This is a genomic window from Streptomyces sp. NBC_01257 (assembly GCF_035917255.1).
Classification (GTDB): domain Bacteria; phylum Actinomycetota; class Actinomycetes; order Streptomycetales; family Streptomycetaceae; genus Streptomyces.
The window spans coordinates 705,713-719,521 of the sequence record NZ_CP108472.1 but is presented as its reverse complement, the minus strand read 5'-3'; the positions used below and the strand labels follow the sequence as shown (position 1 = coordinate 719,521).

Below are 13,809 nucleotides of genomic sequence, written 5' to 3'. Positions count from 1 at the left end.
CAGTTGCTCCAGCTCTGACGCCGTACAGATGCAGTGTCCATGCCCTTGTCCGAGCGGTTCGGACGCCCCCTCACCTGAACGGTTCATAAATCTCGCGTCAGCCGGACCAGCGTTTCACGATCGGTCACGGAGACGTCGCCCGCGGTCCGGGCGGACCGTGCGCATCCGCCGGGAGATTCCCCGCTCCGCCCCCCCACTCGACGGTTCCCCACCGGCCCGGCCGGTTCTCCCACCGTCTCGAAGGAGTTCGCAAGATGACCACCACCCTCTCGGAACGGACCTCCCAGTCCGCCTTCGACGGATCAAGGCTGCGGGTCATCCTGCTGCTTGACCTGCACGACGGCGCCCAGAAGCAGTTCCTGGAGGCGTACGAGCACATGCGCAACCAGGTCGCCTCGATCCCGGGACACATCAGCGACCAGCTGTGCCAGTCCATCGAGAACCCGTCCCAATGGCTCATCACCAGCGAGTGGGAGAGCGCACCGCCCTTCCTCGCCTGGGTCAACAGCGAGGACCACGTCGCCACGGTCCAGCCCCTGCACAGCTGCGTCCGCGACACCCGCTCGCTGCGCTTCAGCGTCCTGCGCGAGACCGGAGCGGCCTTCGAGGAGAGCTTCGAGCCCCTCAAGGGCGGTCTCCAGGCCGCGCCCCGCCTCGGGGACGGGGTGGTGCGCCACGCGCTGACCTTCACCGTCAAGCCGGGCACCGAGGAGATCGTCGCGAAGATCCTCGCCGACTACGACTCCCCGCAGGCCCGGGTCGACGAGCACACCCGGCTGCGCCGCACCTCGCTCTTCATGCACGGCAACCGGGTGGTGCGCGCGGTCGAGGTCGAGGGCGACCTCCTCGCGGCCCTGCGCCACGTCTCCCGGCAGCCCGAGGTCCGGGCCGTCGAGGAGGCGATCAACCCGTACCTGGAGCAGGACCGCGACCTGGCCGACCCCGACTCCGCCCGGATGTTCTTCACCCGAGCGGCCCTGCCCACCGTCCACCACGTGACGACGGGCCGCCACGCAGCCGGGGAGCGCAAGCGCCACGCGCTCTTCTACCAGGCCAAGGAGGGCTGCGGAATGGCGCTCGCCCGCCTCCTCGCGGAGCACGACGAGGAGGAGGCCGACAACGCCGGCAGCCCCATCGAGAGCAGCACGATCTTCCAGCGCGACGACATCGTGGTCCGTCTGCTGGAGGTGGGCGGCCCGCTCGACGCACAGCCCGCCAAGGCCCTCGGCATCCACGGCCCCGGCAAGGCCGCCCGGCTCGCCCGCCTCCTCGACGGCGAGGCGAACGCCGTGCCGACGAGCGACGACGACGCCGCACGCTTCCTCGCCCGGTCCGAGATGAAGCTGATCACCGACCGCCGCGCCGCGGAGTCCTGAGCCACGCTCGGCACTCCGGGGGTTCTCGCTCAACCCGTCGACACAACGCGCCAAGCGCCAGGAGGAAAGCACTCATGACCATGCACCGGCCACGCATCGTGGACCTCAGTGAGACCCAGCCCAACACCAGGCGCGGGGGTGACCTGCGAGCCCTTCTCACCCCGACGGCCGTGGGCGCCACCAGCGGCTTCATGGGGCTGGCCATCATTCAGCCCGGCGACCGCATCGCGGAGCACTACCACCCGTACTCGGAGGAGTTCGTCTACGTCGTGGACGGGCTGCTCGAAGTGGACCTGGACGGCGAGCCGTACGCGATGCGACGCGACCAGGGGCTGCTGATTCCCCTGAACGTACGCCACCGCTTCCGCAACGTCGGTGACGTAGAGGCCCGCATGGTCTTCCACCTCGGTCCGCTGGCCCCCCGCCCGGAGCTCGGCCACGTCGACACCGAGGCCACCGAAGCCGCCGAGCGGGGCGCGCCGCCAGAACGAACCGAGGCCGCTTCATGACCCGGCGGGTGGCCGTCACCGGCGTCGGCGTCGTCGCCCCGGGCGGCATCGGCACCCCGGCCTTCTGGGACCTCCTCTCCAACGGCCGCACCGCGACCCGGGGCATCACCCTCTTCGACCCGGCCGGCTTCCGGTCCCGGATCGCCGCCGAGTGCGACTTCGACCCGGTGGCGTACGGGCTGGACGAGGAGGAGATCGCCCGCTCGGACCGCTATGTGCAGTTCGCGATGGTGGCCGCCCGTGAGGCGCTCGCCGACGCGGGCCTCGACCCGGAGCGCACCGACCCGTGGCGCATGGGCGTCTCGCTCGGCACGGCGGTCGGCGGAACCACCCGGCTGGAGCACGACTACGTCGCCGTCAGCGGCAGCGGAGCGCGCTGGGACGTCGACCACCGTCCGGCCGGACCCCATCTGGAGCGGGCCTTCTCACCCAGCTCGCTGGCCTCGGCCGTCGCCGAACAGGTCGGCGCGCACGGGCCCGTGCAGACCGTCTCGACCGGCTGCACCTCCGGCCTCGACGCGATCGGCTACGCCTTCCACTCCATCGAGGACGGCCGTGTCGACGTGTGCATCGCCGGCGCGTCCGACTCGCCGATCACCCCGATCACCGTGGCGTGCTTCGACGCGATCAAGGCGACGTCGGCCAACAACGAGGACCCGGAGCACGCCTCCCGGCCCTTCGACTCCCGCCGCGACGGCTTCGTGATGGGAGAGGGCGGCGCCGTACTCGTCCTGGAGGAGCTGGAGCACGCCCGGGCCCGCGGTGCGACGGTGTACTGCGAGATCGCCGGCTACGCGACCTTCGGCAACGCCTACCACATGACCGGGCTGACCCCGGAGGGCCTGGAGATGGCCGAGGCCATCAACAGCGCGCTCGGGCACGCCGGGATCGCCCCCTCGGACATCGACTACGTCAACGCGCACGGCTCGGGCACCAAGCAGAACGACCGGCACGAGACCGCCGCGGTGAAGCGGGCGCTCGGCGCGCACGCCCACGACGTACCGATGAGCTCCATCAAGTCGATGGTGGGCCACTCGCTCGGGGCGATCGGCGCGATAGAGATCGCCGCCTGCGTGCTCGCCCTGGTCCACCAGACGGTTCCGCCGACGGCCAACTACGAGTCGCCGGACCCCGAGTGCGACCTCGACTACGTGCCGCGCACCGCACGTCCGCTGAAACTGCGCAGCGTCCTGTCGGTCGGCAGCGGATTCGGTGGATTCCAGTCCGCGGTGGCCCTGACCCGAAGCGGTGGGAGGACCCCATGAGCACCCGAAAGGGCCGGCAGCCCCGGCAGACGGTAGTCACCGGCATCGGCGTCGTCGCCCCCAACGGCACGAACACCGAGGCCTTCTGGAAGCGGACGCAGGAGGGCCTGAGCGTCCTGGACCGGGTCAGCCGCGAAGGCTGCGAGGACCTGCCGCTGCACGTGGCCGGCGAGGTGCGGGGCTTCGACCCCGTCTCGCTGATCGAGGAGCGCTACCTCGTCCAGACCGACCGGTTCACGCACTTCGCGATGGCCGCGGCCGACATGGCCCTGGACGACGCCCGGCTGGGCCGCGCCGACTACGAGGACAAGCCGTTCGGCGTGGGCGTGGTCACCGCGGCCGGTTCCGGCGGCGGCGAGTTCGGCCAGCGCGAACTGCAACGGCTGTGGGGCCAGGGTTCCAAGTACGTCGGCCCCTACCAGTCGATCGCCTGGTTCTACGCGGCCAGCACCGGCCAGATCTCCATCCGCGGCGGCTTCAAGGGGCCGTGCGCGGTGGTGGCCAGCGACGAGGCCGGCGGCCTCGACGCCCTGGCGCACGCCGACCGGTCCGTCCGGCGCGGCACCGACGCCGTGGTGGTCGGCGCGGCCGAGGCCCCGCTCGCGCCCTACTCCGTTGTCTGCCAGCTCGGCTACCGCGACCTGAGCCCCGCCGAGGACCCGACGCGGGCCTACCGCCCGTTCACCGCGGACGCCTGCGGATTCGTGCCCGCCGAGGGCGGCGCGATGTTCGTCGTCGAGGAGGCGGAGTCGGCCCGGGAGCGCGGCGCCCGGATCCGGGCCGAACTGGCCGGTCACGCCGCCACGTTCACCACCGCGATGCGCTGGGAGGAGTCCCGCGAGGGACTCGCCCACGCCATCACGGGCGCGCTGCGCGAGGCCGGCTGCGCACCCGAGGAGATCGACGTGGTCTTCGCGGACGCGCTCGGTGTCCCCGAGGCCGACCGGGCCGAGGCGCTGGCGCTGGCCGACGCCCTCGGCGCGCACGGCCGGCGGGTCCCGGTCACCGCGCCCAAGACCGGGATCGGGCGGGCCTACTGCGGCGCCCCCGTCCTGGACGCCGCCGCCGCCGTCCTCGCCATGGAGCACGGCCTGATCCCGCCCACGCCCAACGTCTTCGAGGTGTGCCACGACCTCGACGTGGTCATGGGCCGGGCCCGCCCCGCCGAACTGCGCACGGCCCTCGTGCTCAGCCGCGGCCTCATGGGCTCGAACGCGGCGATGGTGCTGCGGCGCCCCGCGTGAGCCCCCACCGACACCCCTCGTGAGAAGGAGAAGTGCCTCATGACCGACCGACTGACCTACGAAGAGCTGGCCGTCCTGATGAAGAAGGGCGCCGGACTGACCGTCGACCCCAAGGAGATGGAGAACCGGTCCGCGGCCGCCTTCGACGAGTTCGGCCTCGACTCGCTGGGGCTCCTCGGCATCGTCGGCGTACTGGAGAACCGGCACGGGCAGCCGCTGCCGGCCGACGCCGACCGCTGCAAGACCCCGCGCGAGTTCCTCGACCTCGTGAACAACAGCCTGATGACAGGAGCCTGAAGTGTCCGGACACACCGAGAACGAGATCGTCATCGCCGCCCCCCTGGACCTGGTCTGGGACATGACGAACGACCTGGAGAACTGGCCCGCGCTGTTCAGCGAGTACGCCGCGGTCGAGGTCATCGAGCGGGACGGCGAGCGGACCACCTTCCGCCTGACGATGCACCCCGACGAGAACGACAAGGTGTGGAGCTGGGTCTCCGAGCGCACCACCGACCGGCGCGGGCGCCAGGTCAGGGCCCGTCGTGTCGAGCCCGGCCCGTTCCAGCACATGGACATCCACTGGGAGTACTCCGAGGTCCCCGGCGGCACCCGCATGCACTGGGCGCAGGACTTCGCGATGCGCCCCGACGCCCCCGTCGACGACGCGTGGATGACCGACAACATCAACCGCAACTCCCGCGTCCAGATGGAGCTCATCCGGGACAAGATCGAGCAGCGTGACCGCGAGCGCCGGACGGCCTCCGTCCCGGCCAACTGACGTACCGTCCGCCGACGGTCCGGCCGCCCGGCCCCCGGCCGGGTACCGGACCGGGTCCCAGAAAGGCATCACCCGATGCACCACGCTCTGATCGTCGCCCGGATGGCGCCGGAGTCGGCGCCGGACATCGCCGAACTGTTCGCCGCCTCCGACAGCAGCGAGCTGCCGCACCTGGTCGGCGTCACCCGGCGCAAGCTCTTCCAGTTCGGCGACGTCTATCTGCATCTGATCGAGTCCGAGCGCCCGCCGGGCCCGGAGATCGCCAAGGTGACCGAGCACCCGGCGTTCAAGGACATCAGCGACCGGCTCACCGCGTTCGTCAGCCCCTACGACCCGCAGACGTGGCGGGGACCCAAGGACGCGATGGCGCAGGAGTTCTACCGGTGGGAGAGCGACACCACCGCGTGACGAGGAAGACCGCCCCGGGTCCGGCCACAAGGCCGGACCCGGGGCGGTTTCCGTACTGCCCGCAGCGGACGGGTCAGTCCGGCACCACGCACTCGAAGGCGTGCAGATACGGGTTGACCGGCCGGATCTCGCCGATCAGCAGCCCGGCGTCGGACAGCCGCTCGACCAGGCTCTGCCGGGTGTGCTTGGCACCGCCGACGTTCAGGAGCAGCAGCAGGTCCATGGCGGTGGTGAACCGCATCGAGGGCGTGTCGTCGACGAGGTTCTCGATGACGACGACCCGGGCCCCGGGACGCGCCGCGGCGACGACGCTGCGCAGCGCCCGGCGGGTGCTGTCGTCGTCCCACTCCAGGATGTTCTTGATGATGTAGAGATCGGCCGCGACGGGAATGCCCTCACGGCAGTCACCGGCCACGATGCTCGCCCGGCCTGCCAGCGAACCGCCGTCCCGCAGCCGCTCGTCGGCCCGGGCCACCACACCCGGCAGGTCCATCAGGGTGCCGCTGACCGACGGGTGCTTCTCCAGCAGGCTCGCCAGCACGTGCCCCTGGCCGCCGCCGATGTCCGCGACGGCGGACACCCCGGTGAGGTCGAGCAGAGCGGCGACGTCCAGCGCGGACTGCACGCTGGAGGTCGTCATGGCCTGGTTGAACACCTGGGCCGACTCGTGGGCGTCCTGGTGGAGGTAGTCGAAGAACTCCTTGCCGAACACGTCCTCGAAGACGTTGCCACCGGTGCGCACCGCGTCGTCCAGCCGGGGCCAGACCTCCCACGTCCAGGGCTCGGTGCACCACAGGGAGATGGCCCGCAGGCTGTTCGGGTCGTCCTCGCGCAGCAGCCGGGACATGTCGGTGTGGGCGAAGGTGCCGTCCGCGTGCTCGGTGAAGATGCCGTAGCAGGACAGGGCGCGCAGCAGCCGCTGAAGCGGCACGGGCTCGGTCTTCACCACGGCGGCCAGTTCGGCCGCGGTGGCCGGCTGGTCGCCCAGCGCGTCGGCGACGCCTAGGCGGGCCGCGGCGCGCACGGCGGCGGAGCGGGCGGCGCCGAACACGATCTCGCGCAGCCGCATCGCGGGCTGCGGGGTGGGAACGGGCTGGACGGGTGTGGTGGTGGGGGTGGTGCTCACGGTGGTCATACCGTCTCGCTTCTCCTTGTGCGGGGGGACACCGGTCAGCACATCCCGGCCGGTGCGGAGGTGGTGCAGACATTGCCGGTGAAGCGGTTGCCCGTGCCGGTGTCCTTGTTGGCCAGGTCCGCCGGCTGGTTGCCCGTCACCACGTTGCCGCTGATGGTGTTGTCCGTGTTCTTCGCTCCGACGAAGCTCTTGAACAGCACGACGCCGCCCGAGAACGGCGTGGCACCCACGTTGTCGCGGATCACGTTGGAGCGCACCTGGGTGGTCTCGGCGCCGGTGAGCACGATTCCGGAGCCCTGCATCGCGGGCAGCCGCTCGGTGGCGGCGCAGAACTTGTTGTTCCCGGTGATCCGGTTGGACCGGATGGTCATGGCGCCGGCCTTCGGCGTGCCCTCGTCGCCCACGACGTTCACGCCGCTGCAGTTGGCCGTGAACGTGTTGTCGCTGACCGTCATGTTGCGCACGCGGCGGGCGGTGAGCCCGATCCGGTTGTCGGTGAGCGTGTTGCCACGGACCCGGGTGCCGAGGGTGTCTGAGGCGCCGCCCTCCTCGTCGACGCTGTTGGCGATGAAGACGCCCGCGTCGCCGTTGGCGCGGACTGTGCTGTCACGGATGTCGGAGCGGGTGGAGCGCTGCTGGGCGATGCCCCAGATGCCGTTGGACCTGGACGTCACCGAGCGGACCTCGAGCCGGTCCGTCCAGGATGCCCAGACGCCGCTCCGGGTGAAGCCCGAAACGGTCAGCGACCGCAGGGACACGTCGTCCACGGTGTTGCGTGCGGTGCCCAGGACGCAGATGCCGTTGCCGGCCTTCGCGCAGGCGTTGTACGGCTGCGACCCGCTCGCGCCCGGCTCGATGACCGTACGGCTGCCGGAGCCGCGCAGGGTCAGTCCGGGCGTGGTGATCAGCACGCTCTCCCGGTAGGTGCCGGGACGGACGACGATGGTGTCGCCGGGCCGCGCGGCATCCACCGCTGCCTGGATCGACTGGCCCGGGCGTACCACGTGGCCGCTCGCGGCGGCGGCCGGGACGACAGGCGCGAGCGCGCCGAGTCCGGCGGCCGAGGCGGCTGCGATGCTCACGAGGCTGGTGATGTGTCGTTTCCTCATGAGCCGAAGCTATGGGCGATCACCCCCCGATGCCACGCAGGGTGTCCGGTTGGACACGGGGCGTGCCCGAATGGCTTACGGGCATGCCACGGCCCCGCGCCCGTCATGGACGCGGGGCCGTGCACTCGGGTGATTCGGGCCGGGCCGCCTCAGCCGGCGGCCGGGCCGGCGGGTGCGACGACGGATCGGGCCCACCGGTAGTCCGCCTTGCCGCTGGGGGACCGCTGGATCTGCGGGGCGATCACCAGACGGCGCGGGATCTTGTAGCCGGCGAGCCGGGTCCGGCAGTGCGCCTGGACATCGTCGAGCGAGGGCGCGTCGGCGCCGTCCCGCAGCTGCACCACGGCGGCGACCTGATTGCCCCAGCGCTCGTCGGGGGCGCCCGCCACCAGTGCGTCGTACACATCCGGGTGGGACTTCAGCGCCTGCTCGACCTCCTCCGGATACACCTTCTCGCCCCCGGTGTTGATGCACTGCGAACCCCGGCCGAGCACCGTGACGACGCCCTCCGCGTCGACGGTCGCCATGTCGCCGAGCAGCACCCACCGCTCGTCGCCCCGCTGGAAGAACGTCTCGGCGGTCTTGTCCGGGTCGTTGTAGTAGCCGAGCGGTACGTGGCCGCGCTGGGCGATGCGGCCCGGCTGCCCCGGAGTCACCAGCTCGTACGTCGACGGGTCCACCACCGCCGTACGGGCGTTCATCCGGATCCGGAAGCCGTTCTTCGGTCCGGAGTCGTCGGTCGCGGTGCCGTTGAAGCCGGACTCGGACGAGCCGAAGTTGTTCAGCAGCATCACATGGGGCACCAGCGCCTGGAACTCCGCCCGCACCGAGTCGGACATGATCGCGCCCGAGCTGGAGACGGAGAACATCGACGAGCAGTCGGTGCCCTTCAGCGGTCCCTTCAGTGCGTCGATCAGTGGCCGCAGCATCGCGTCGCCCACCAGCGACACGCTGGTGACCTTCTCCTTCTCGATCGTACGGAGGACCTCGTGCGGCACGAACTTGCGGTGGACGACGACCCGCTGTCCGAAGTTGAAGCCGATGAACGCCGTGAGCGTCGAGGTGCCGTGCATCAGCGGGGGAGTGGGGAAGAAGGTGATGCCCTCGCCGCCCGCGGCCACCCGCTCGGCCAGCTCCTGCGGGGTCTTGACCGCATCACCGGTCGGCGCGCCACCGCCGAGCCCGGAGAAGAACAGGTCCTCCTGGCGCCACATCACCCCCTTGGGCATGCCCGTGGTGCCGCCCGTGTAGATGATGAACTGGTCGTCGGCGGAGCGCGGCGGGAAGCCGCGCCCGGGGTCCCCGGCCGCCTCCGCCTCGGTGTAGGCGACGGCCTCCGGCCCGGTCGTCCCGTCCGCCGATGCGCCCACCCGGACCAGGTGGCGCAGGAGCGGTGCCTGCGGTGCGGCGGCCGCGACCCGCTCGTCGAACTCGGCGTCGAAGACCAGCGCCGCCAGATCCGCGTCGCGGTAGAGGTAGACCAGCTCCTCCTCGACGTACCGGTAGTTGACGTTGACCGGCACGACGCGCGCCTTCAGGCAGGCCAGCACGGTCTGGAGGTACTCGATGCCGTTGTACAGGTGCAGGCCGAGGTGTTCGCCGGGTGCGATGCCCGCCTCGATGAGGTGGTGGGCGATGCGGTTGGCCGCGGCGTCGAGCTCCGCGTAGGTGAGCCGGCGCTCGGCGCCCGTCCCGGGATGGTCGAGGTAGACCAGCGCCTCACGATCCGGGACAGCGTCGACGACCGATTCGAACAGGTCGGCAAGGTTGTACTCCACCGTTCCTCCTGACCCCGGTTGCTGAGTGGCCCGGCGGTCATTAGAGCGCCCACCGCCACAAGTGGGAAGAGGGCCCGGCGAAGAAATCTGACTCCCTGTCAGAAAACTATTGAACTGCCCTCCCGCTTACTGCAACCTGTTCTAGCCTTGAGACGGGAGACAGACCATGGGCGGTACGGAACACCTCACCGTGCAGCGCGAAGGCGCCACACTGGTGCTCACCTTGAACAGGCCCGAGAGCAAGAACGCGCTCTCGCTGCCGATGCTGGTCGGCCTGTACGACGGCTGGCTCGCCGCTGACGAGGACGAGGAGGTCCGCTCCGTCGTCCTCACCGGAGCCGGCGGCTGCTTCTGCGCCGGCATGGACCTCAAGGCGCTCGCGGGCGGCGGCATGGAGGGCGAGCAGTACCGGGACCGGATGACGGCCGACCCCGATCTGCACTGGAAGGCGATGCTGCGCCACCACCGCCCCCGCAAACCCGTGATCGCCGCCGTCGAGGGCCACTGCGTGGCGGGCGGCACCGAGATCCTCCAGGGCACCGACATCCGCATCGCCGGGGAGAGCGCCACCTTCGGCCTCTTCGAGGTCCGGCGCGGCCTCTTCCCCATCGGCGGCTCCACCGTGCGGCTGCCGCGCCAGATCGCCCGCACCCACGCCCTGGAGATGCTGCTCACCGGCCGCCCCTACACGGCGGACGAAGCGGCCCGCATCGGACTGATCGGCCGGGTCGTGCCCGACGGCACCGCACTGGAGGCGGCCCTCGCCGTCGCCGAGCAGATCAACGCCTGCGGACCGCTCGCCGTCGAGGAGGTCAAGGCATCGGTCTACGAGACCGCGGAGATGACCGAGACGGAAGGCCTCGCCGCCGAACTGAAACGCGGCTGGCCCGTCTTCGCCACCGCCGACGCCAAGGAGGGCGCCCGCGCCTTCGCCGAGAAGCGCCCGCCCGTGTACCGGCGGGCCTGAAACAAGGAGGCACCCGTGCCCGACGTCCTCAGCGCACCGCTGGTGGTCGAATTCCCCTTCACCCGCTCCCTCGGCCCCGTCCAGAGCGCCTTCCTCACCGGGCTGCGCGAACGCACCGTGCTCGGCGTCCGGACCTGCGACGGCAAGATCCTGGTCCCGCCCGTCGAGTACGACCCCGTCACCGCCGAGGAGATCCGGGACCTGGTCGAGGTCGCGGCCACCGGCACGGTCACCACCTGGGCCTGGAACCCGCACCCCCGCCGCGACCAGCCGCTCGACACCCCCTTCGCCTGGGTGCTCGTCCGCCTCGACGGCGCCGACACCGCACTCCTGCACGTCCTGGACGCACCCGGACCCGATGCCGTCCGCACCGGCATGCGCGTCCGCGTCCGCTGGGCCGAGTCCCGCACCGGCGCCATCACGGACATCGCCTGCTTCGAGCCGTACGAGGGCGAGCCGGGCCGAGCGGCCCCGCACGACGGCGAGTTCGCGGACCCCGTCACCGGCATCGTCACCCCCGCACGCCTCGACTACACCTACTCGCCGGGCCGCGCCCAGAGCGCCTACCTGGAGGCCCTGGCCGGCAGGCGCGTCGTGGGCGAACGCTGCCCGTCCTGCCGCAAGGTGTACGTCCCGCCCCGCGGCGCCTGCCCCACCTGCGGCGTCGCCACCACCGAACGGGTCGAGGTCGGGCCGCGCGGCACCGTCACCACCTTCTGCGTCGTCAACATCAAGGCGAAGAACCTCGACATCGAAGTTCCCTACGTCTACGCGCACATCGCCCTCGACGGCGCGGACCTCGCCCTGCACGCCCGGATCGGCGGCATCCCGTACGACCAGGTGCGGATGGGGCTGCGCGTCGAGCCCGTATGGACCGAGGGCAGTCGCCACCCCGACCACTACCGGCCCACCGGCGAACCGGACGCCGACTACGACGCGTACAAGGAGCTGCTGTAGATGCGAGACGTAGCGATCGTCGCCTTCGCGCAGACCGACCACCTGCGGCGCACCGACGAACTCTCCGAAGTCGAGATGCTGATGCCCGTCCTGCACCAGGTCCTCGACGCGACGGGCCTCAGGACCAGCGACATCGGCTTCACCTGCTCGGGCTCCAGCGACTACCTCGCCGGCCGGGCCTTCTCCTTCACCATGGCCCTCGACGGCGTGGGCGCACACCCGCCGATCTCCGAGTCCCATGTGGAGATGGACGGCGCCTGGGCCCTGTACGAGGCCTGGGTGAAGATCCAGACCGGCGAGGCGGACACCGCCCTCGTGTACGCCTACGGGAAGTCCTCGCCAGGCCAGGTGCGCGACGTCCTCACCCGGCAGCTCGACCCGTACTACACCGCCCCGCTGTGGCCCGACTCCGTCGCCCTCGCCGCCCTCCAGGCCCAGGCGCTGATCGACGCGGGCGACACCGACGAGGCGGCGCTCGCCGCCGTCGCCACCCGCAGCCGCGCGGACGCGTCGGACAACCCGCACGCCCAGCTCAGCGGCGCCGTCCCGGCCGGCGACTACCTCGTCCAGCCCCTGCGGACCGGCGACTGCCCGCCCATCGGCGACGGCGCGGCCGCCGTCGTTCTCGCCGCCGGGGACACCGCACGGGCCCTCTGCGCCCGGCCCGCCTGGATCCGCGGCATCGACCACCGCATCGAGGCCCACGGGCTCGGGGTGCGCGAACTCACCGAGTCACCGTCGACCCGGCTCGCCGCCGAACGCGCCGGGGTCTTCGAACGACCGGTGGACACAGCCGAGTTGCACGCCCCCTTCAGCTCCCAGGAAGTGGTGCTGCGCAAGGCGCTCGGCCTGGGCGACGAGGTCAGGGTCAACCCGTCCGGCGGCGCGCTGGCCGCCAACCCGGTGATGGCCGCGGGGCTGATCCGCCTCGGCGAGGCCGCCGCCCGTATCCACCGAGGCGAGTCCGACCGGGCGCTCGCCCACGCCACGTCCGGCCCGTGCCTCCAGCAGAACCTGGTCGCCGTCCTCGAAGGGGAGAGTGCTCATGCCTAAGGAGCCCGTGGCCGTCGTAGGCGTCGGCCAGACCAAACACGTCGCCGCCCGCCACGACGTCTCCCTCGCGGGTCTCGTCCGCGAAGCCGCCGTGGCCGCCCTCCAGGACGCCGGGCTGACCTGGGCGGACATCGACGCCGTCGTCATCGGCAAGGCGCCCGACTTCTTCGAGGGCGTGATGATGCCGGAGCTCTACCTCGCCGACGCCCTCGGCGCGGTCGGCAAACCCATGCTCCGGGTCCACACCGCGGGTTCCGTGGGCGGTTCGACCGCACTCGTCGCCGCGAACCTCGTCGCCGCCCGAGTCCACCGCACGGTCCTCACCCTGGCCTTCGAGAAGCAGTCGGAGTCCAACGCGATGTGGGGCCTCTCGCTCCCCATCCCGTTCCAGCAGCCGCTCCTGGCGGGCGCCGGCGGCTTCTTCGCCCCGCACGTGCGCGCCTACATGCGGCGGACCGGGGCGCCCGACACCGTCGGCTCGCTCGTCGCGTACAAGGACCGGCGCAACGCGCTCAAGAACCCGTACGCGCACATCCACGACCCGGACCTCACCCTGGAGAAGGTCCAGGCGGCGCCCATGCTCTGGGACCCCATCCGCTACTCGGAGACCTGCCCGTCATCCGACGGTGCCTGCGCGATGATCCTCACCGACCGTGCGGGAGCCGACCGGTCACCGCACCCGCCCGCCTGGGTGCACGGCGGCGCGATGCGCAGCGAACCGACCCTGTTCGCCGGCAAGGACTTCGTCTCGCCGCAGGCCGGGAAGGACTGCGCGGCCGACGTCTACCGGCAGGCCGGGATCACCGACCCGCGCCGGGAGATCGATGCCGTCGAGATGTACGTGCCCTTCTCCTGGTACGAACCGATGTGGCTGGAGAACCTCGGCTTCGCCGACGAGGGCGAGGGCTGGAAACTCACCGAGGCCGGAGTCACCGAACTCGACGGCGACCTTCCGGTCAACCCCTCGGGTGGGGTGCTCTCCACCAACCCCATCGGCGCCTCCGGCATGATCCGCTTCGCCGAGGCCGCCCTCCAGGTACGGGGACGGGCGGGGGAGCACCAGGTGGAGGGCGCCCGCCGGGCGCTGGGCCATGCGTACGGCGGCGGCGCCCAGTTCTTCTCCATGTGGCTCGTCGGCGCCGAACCCCCCACCGGCTGACCCGCCCACCCTCCCGGACAGGCCGCACCCACCACGCTCCGCGGCCTGTTCGGGACCGCCCATCGTGGCTA

14 protein-coding genes are annotated in these 13,809 nt (G+C 71.5%); 11 read left to right on the top strand and 3 right to left on the bottom strand.

What is annotated here, in order from left to right; genetic code table 11:
* Positions 1 to 254: 254 nt before the first annotated feature.
* From OG408_RS03225 to OG408_RS03195, 7 genes are all read left to right on the top strand, one after another.
* Complete coding sequence (locus OG408_RS03225; RefSeq protein ID WP_266787089.1) at positions 255 to 1,376, top strand: SchA/CurD-like domain-containing protein; 1,122 nt, start codon at positions 255 to 257, stop codon at positions 1,374 to 1,376.
* Positions 1,377 to 1,450: 74 nt separating this feature from the next.
* Positions 1,451 to 1,885, top strand: coding sequence for a cupin domain-containing protein (locus tag OG408_RS03220; RefSeq protein ID WP_266787091.1), 435 nt, complete (start codon positions 1,451 to 1,453; stop codon positions 1,883 to 1,885).
* Complete coding sequence (locus OG408_RS03215) at positions 1,882 to 3,150, top strand: beta-ketoacyl-[acyl-carrier-protein] synthase family protein (protein ID WP_266787094.1); 1,269 nt, start codon at positions 1,882 to 1,884, stop codon at positions 3,148 to 3,150. Before OG408_RS03220 ends, OG408_RS03215 begins: the two co-directional genes overlap by 4 nt.
* On the top strand, positions 3,147 to 4,394 hold the full coding sequence (locus OG408_RS03210) for a beta-ketoacyl synthase N-terminal-like domain-containing protein (RefSeq protein ID WP_266787096.1): 1,248 nt from the start codon (positions 3,147 to 3,149) through the stop codon (positions 4,392 to 4,394). Before OG408_RS03215 ends, OG408_RS03210 begins: the two co-directional genes overlap by 4 nt.
* A gap of 39 nt (positions 4,395 to 4,433) precedes the next feature.
* Entirely contained in the window at positions 4,434 to 4,691 is a 258-nt protein-coding gene (locus OG408_RS03205) for an acyl carrier protein (RefSeq protein ID WP_266787098.1), read from the top strand.
* A 1-nt stretch (position 4,692) separates the two neighbouring features.
* Positions 4,693 to 5,172 (top strand): SRPBCC family protein, encoded by a 480-nt coding sequence (locus tag OG408_RS03200; RefSeq protein ID WP_266787100.1) that lies wholly within the window; start codon positions 4,693 to 4,695, stop codon positions 5,170 to 5,172.
* 75 nt (positions 5,173 to 5,247) lie between these two features.
* On the top strand, positions 5,248 to 5,580 hold the full coding sequence (locus OG408_RS03195; RefSeq protein ID WP_266787102.1) for a TcmI family type II polyketide cyclase: 333 nt from the start codon (positions 5,248 to 5,250) through the stop codon (positions 5,578 to 5,580).
* A 73-nt stretch (positions 5,581 to 5,653) separates the two neighbouring features.
* Here OG408_RS03195 and OG408_RS03190 read toward each other — a convergent pair whose 3' ends face one another.
* The 3 genes from OG408_RS03190 to OG408_RS03180 form a co-directional block, all read right to left on the bottom strand.
* Entirely contained in the window at positions 5,654 to 6,715 is a 1,062-nt protein-coding gene (locus OG408_RS03190) for a methyltransferase (RefSeq protein ID WP_266787105.1), read from the bottom strand.
* Positions 6,716 to 6,750: 35 nt separating this feature from the next.
* Positions 6,751 to 7,824, bottom strand: coding sequence for a right-handed parallel beta-helix repeat-containing protein (locus tag OG408_RS03185; protein ID WP_326668045.1), 1,074 nt, complete (start codon positions 7,822 to 7,824; stop codon positions 6,751 to 6,753).
* 149 nt (positions 7,825 to 7,973) lie between these two features.
* Positions 7,974 to 9,602, bottom strand: coding sequence for an acyl-CoA synthetase (locus OG408_RS03180; protein ID WP_326668043.1), 1,629 nt, complete (start codon positions 9,600 to 9,602; stop codon positions 7,974 to 7,976).
* Positions 9,603 to 9,768: 166 nt separating this feature from the next.
* Here OG408_RS03180 and OG408_RS03175 point away from each other — a divergent pair, with 166 nt between their 5' ends.
* From OG408_RS03175 to OG408_RS03160, 4 genes are read left to right on the top strand one after another with little or no spacing between them, the layout of a single operon-like run.
* Complete coding sequence (locus OG408_RS03175; protein ID WP_285564098.1) at positions 9,769 to 10,569, top strand: crotonase/enoyl-CoA hydratase family protein; 801 nt, start codon at positions 9,769 to 9,771, stop codon at positions 10,567 to 10,569.
* Between the two features lie 15 nt (positions 10,570 to 10,584).
* Positions 10,585 to 11,526 carry a Zn-ribbon domain-containing OB-fold protein gene (locus tag OG408_RS03170; protein ID WP_266787113.1) on the top strand — a complete coding sequence of 314 codons (942 nt, stop codon included), beginning with the start codon at positions 10,585 to 10,587 and terminating at the stop codon, positions 11,524 to 11,526.
* Positions 11,527 to 12,579 (top strand): thiolase domain-containing protein, encoded by a 1,053-nt coding sequence (locus OG408_RS03165; RefSeq protein WP_266787115.1) that lies wholly within the window; start codon positions 11,527 to 11,529, stop codon positions 12,577 to 12,579.
* Complete coding sequence (locus tag OG408_RS03160; protein WP_326668041.1) at positions 12,572 to 13,738, top strand: thiolase domain-containing protein; 1,167 nt, start codon at positions 12,572 to 12,574, stop codon at positions 13,736 to 13,738. Before OG408_RS03165 ends, OG408_RS03160 begins: the two co-directional genes overlap by 8 nt.
* The last annotated feature ends 71 nt before the right edge of the window (positions 13,739 to 13,809 follow it).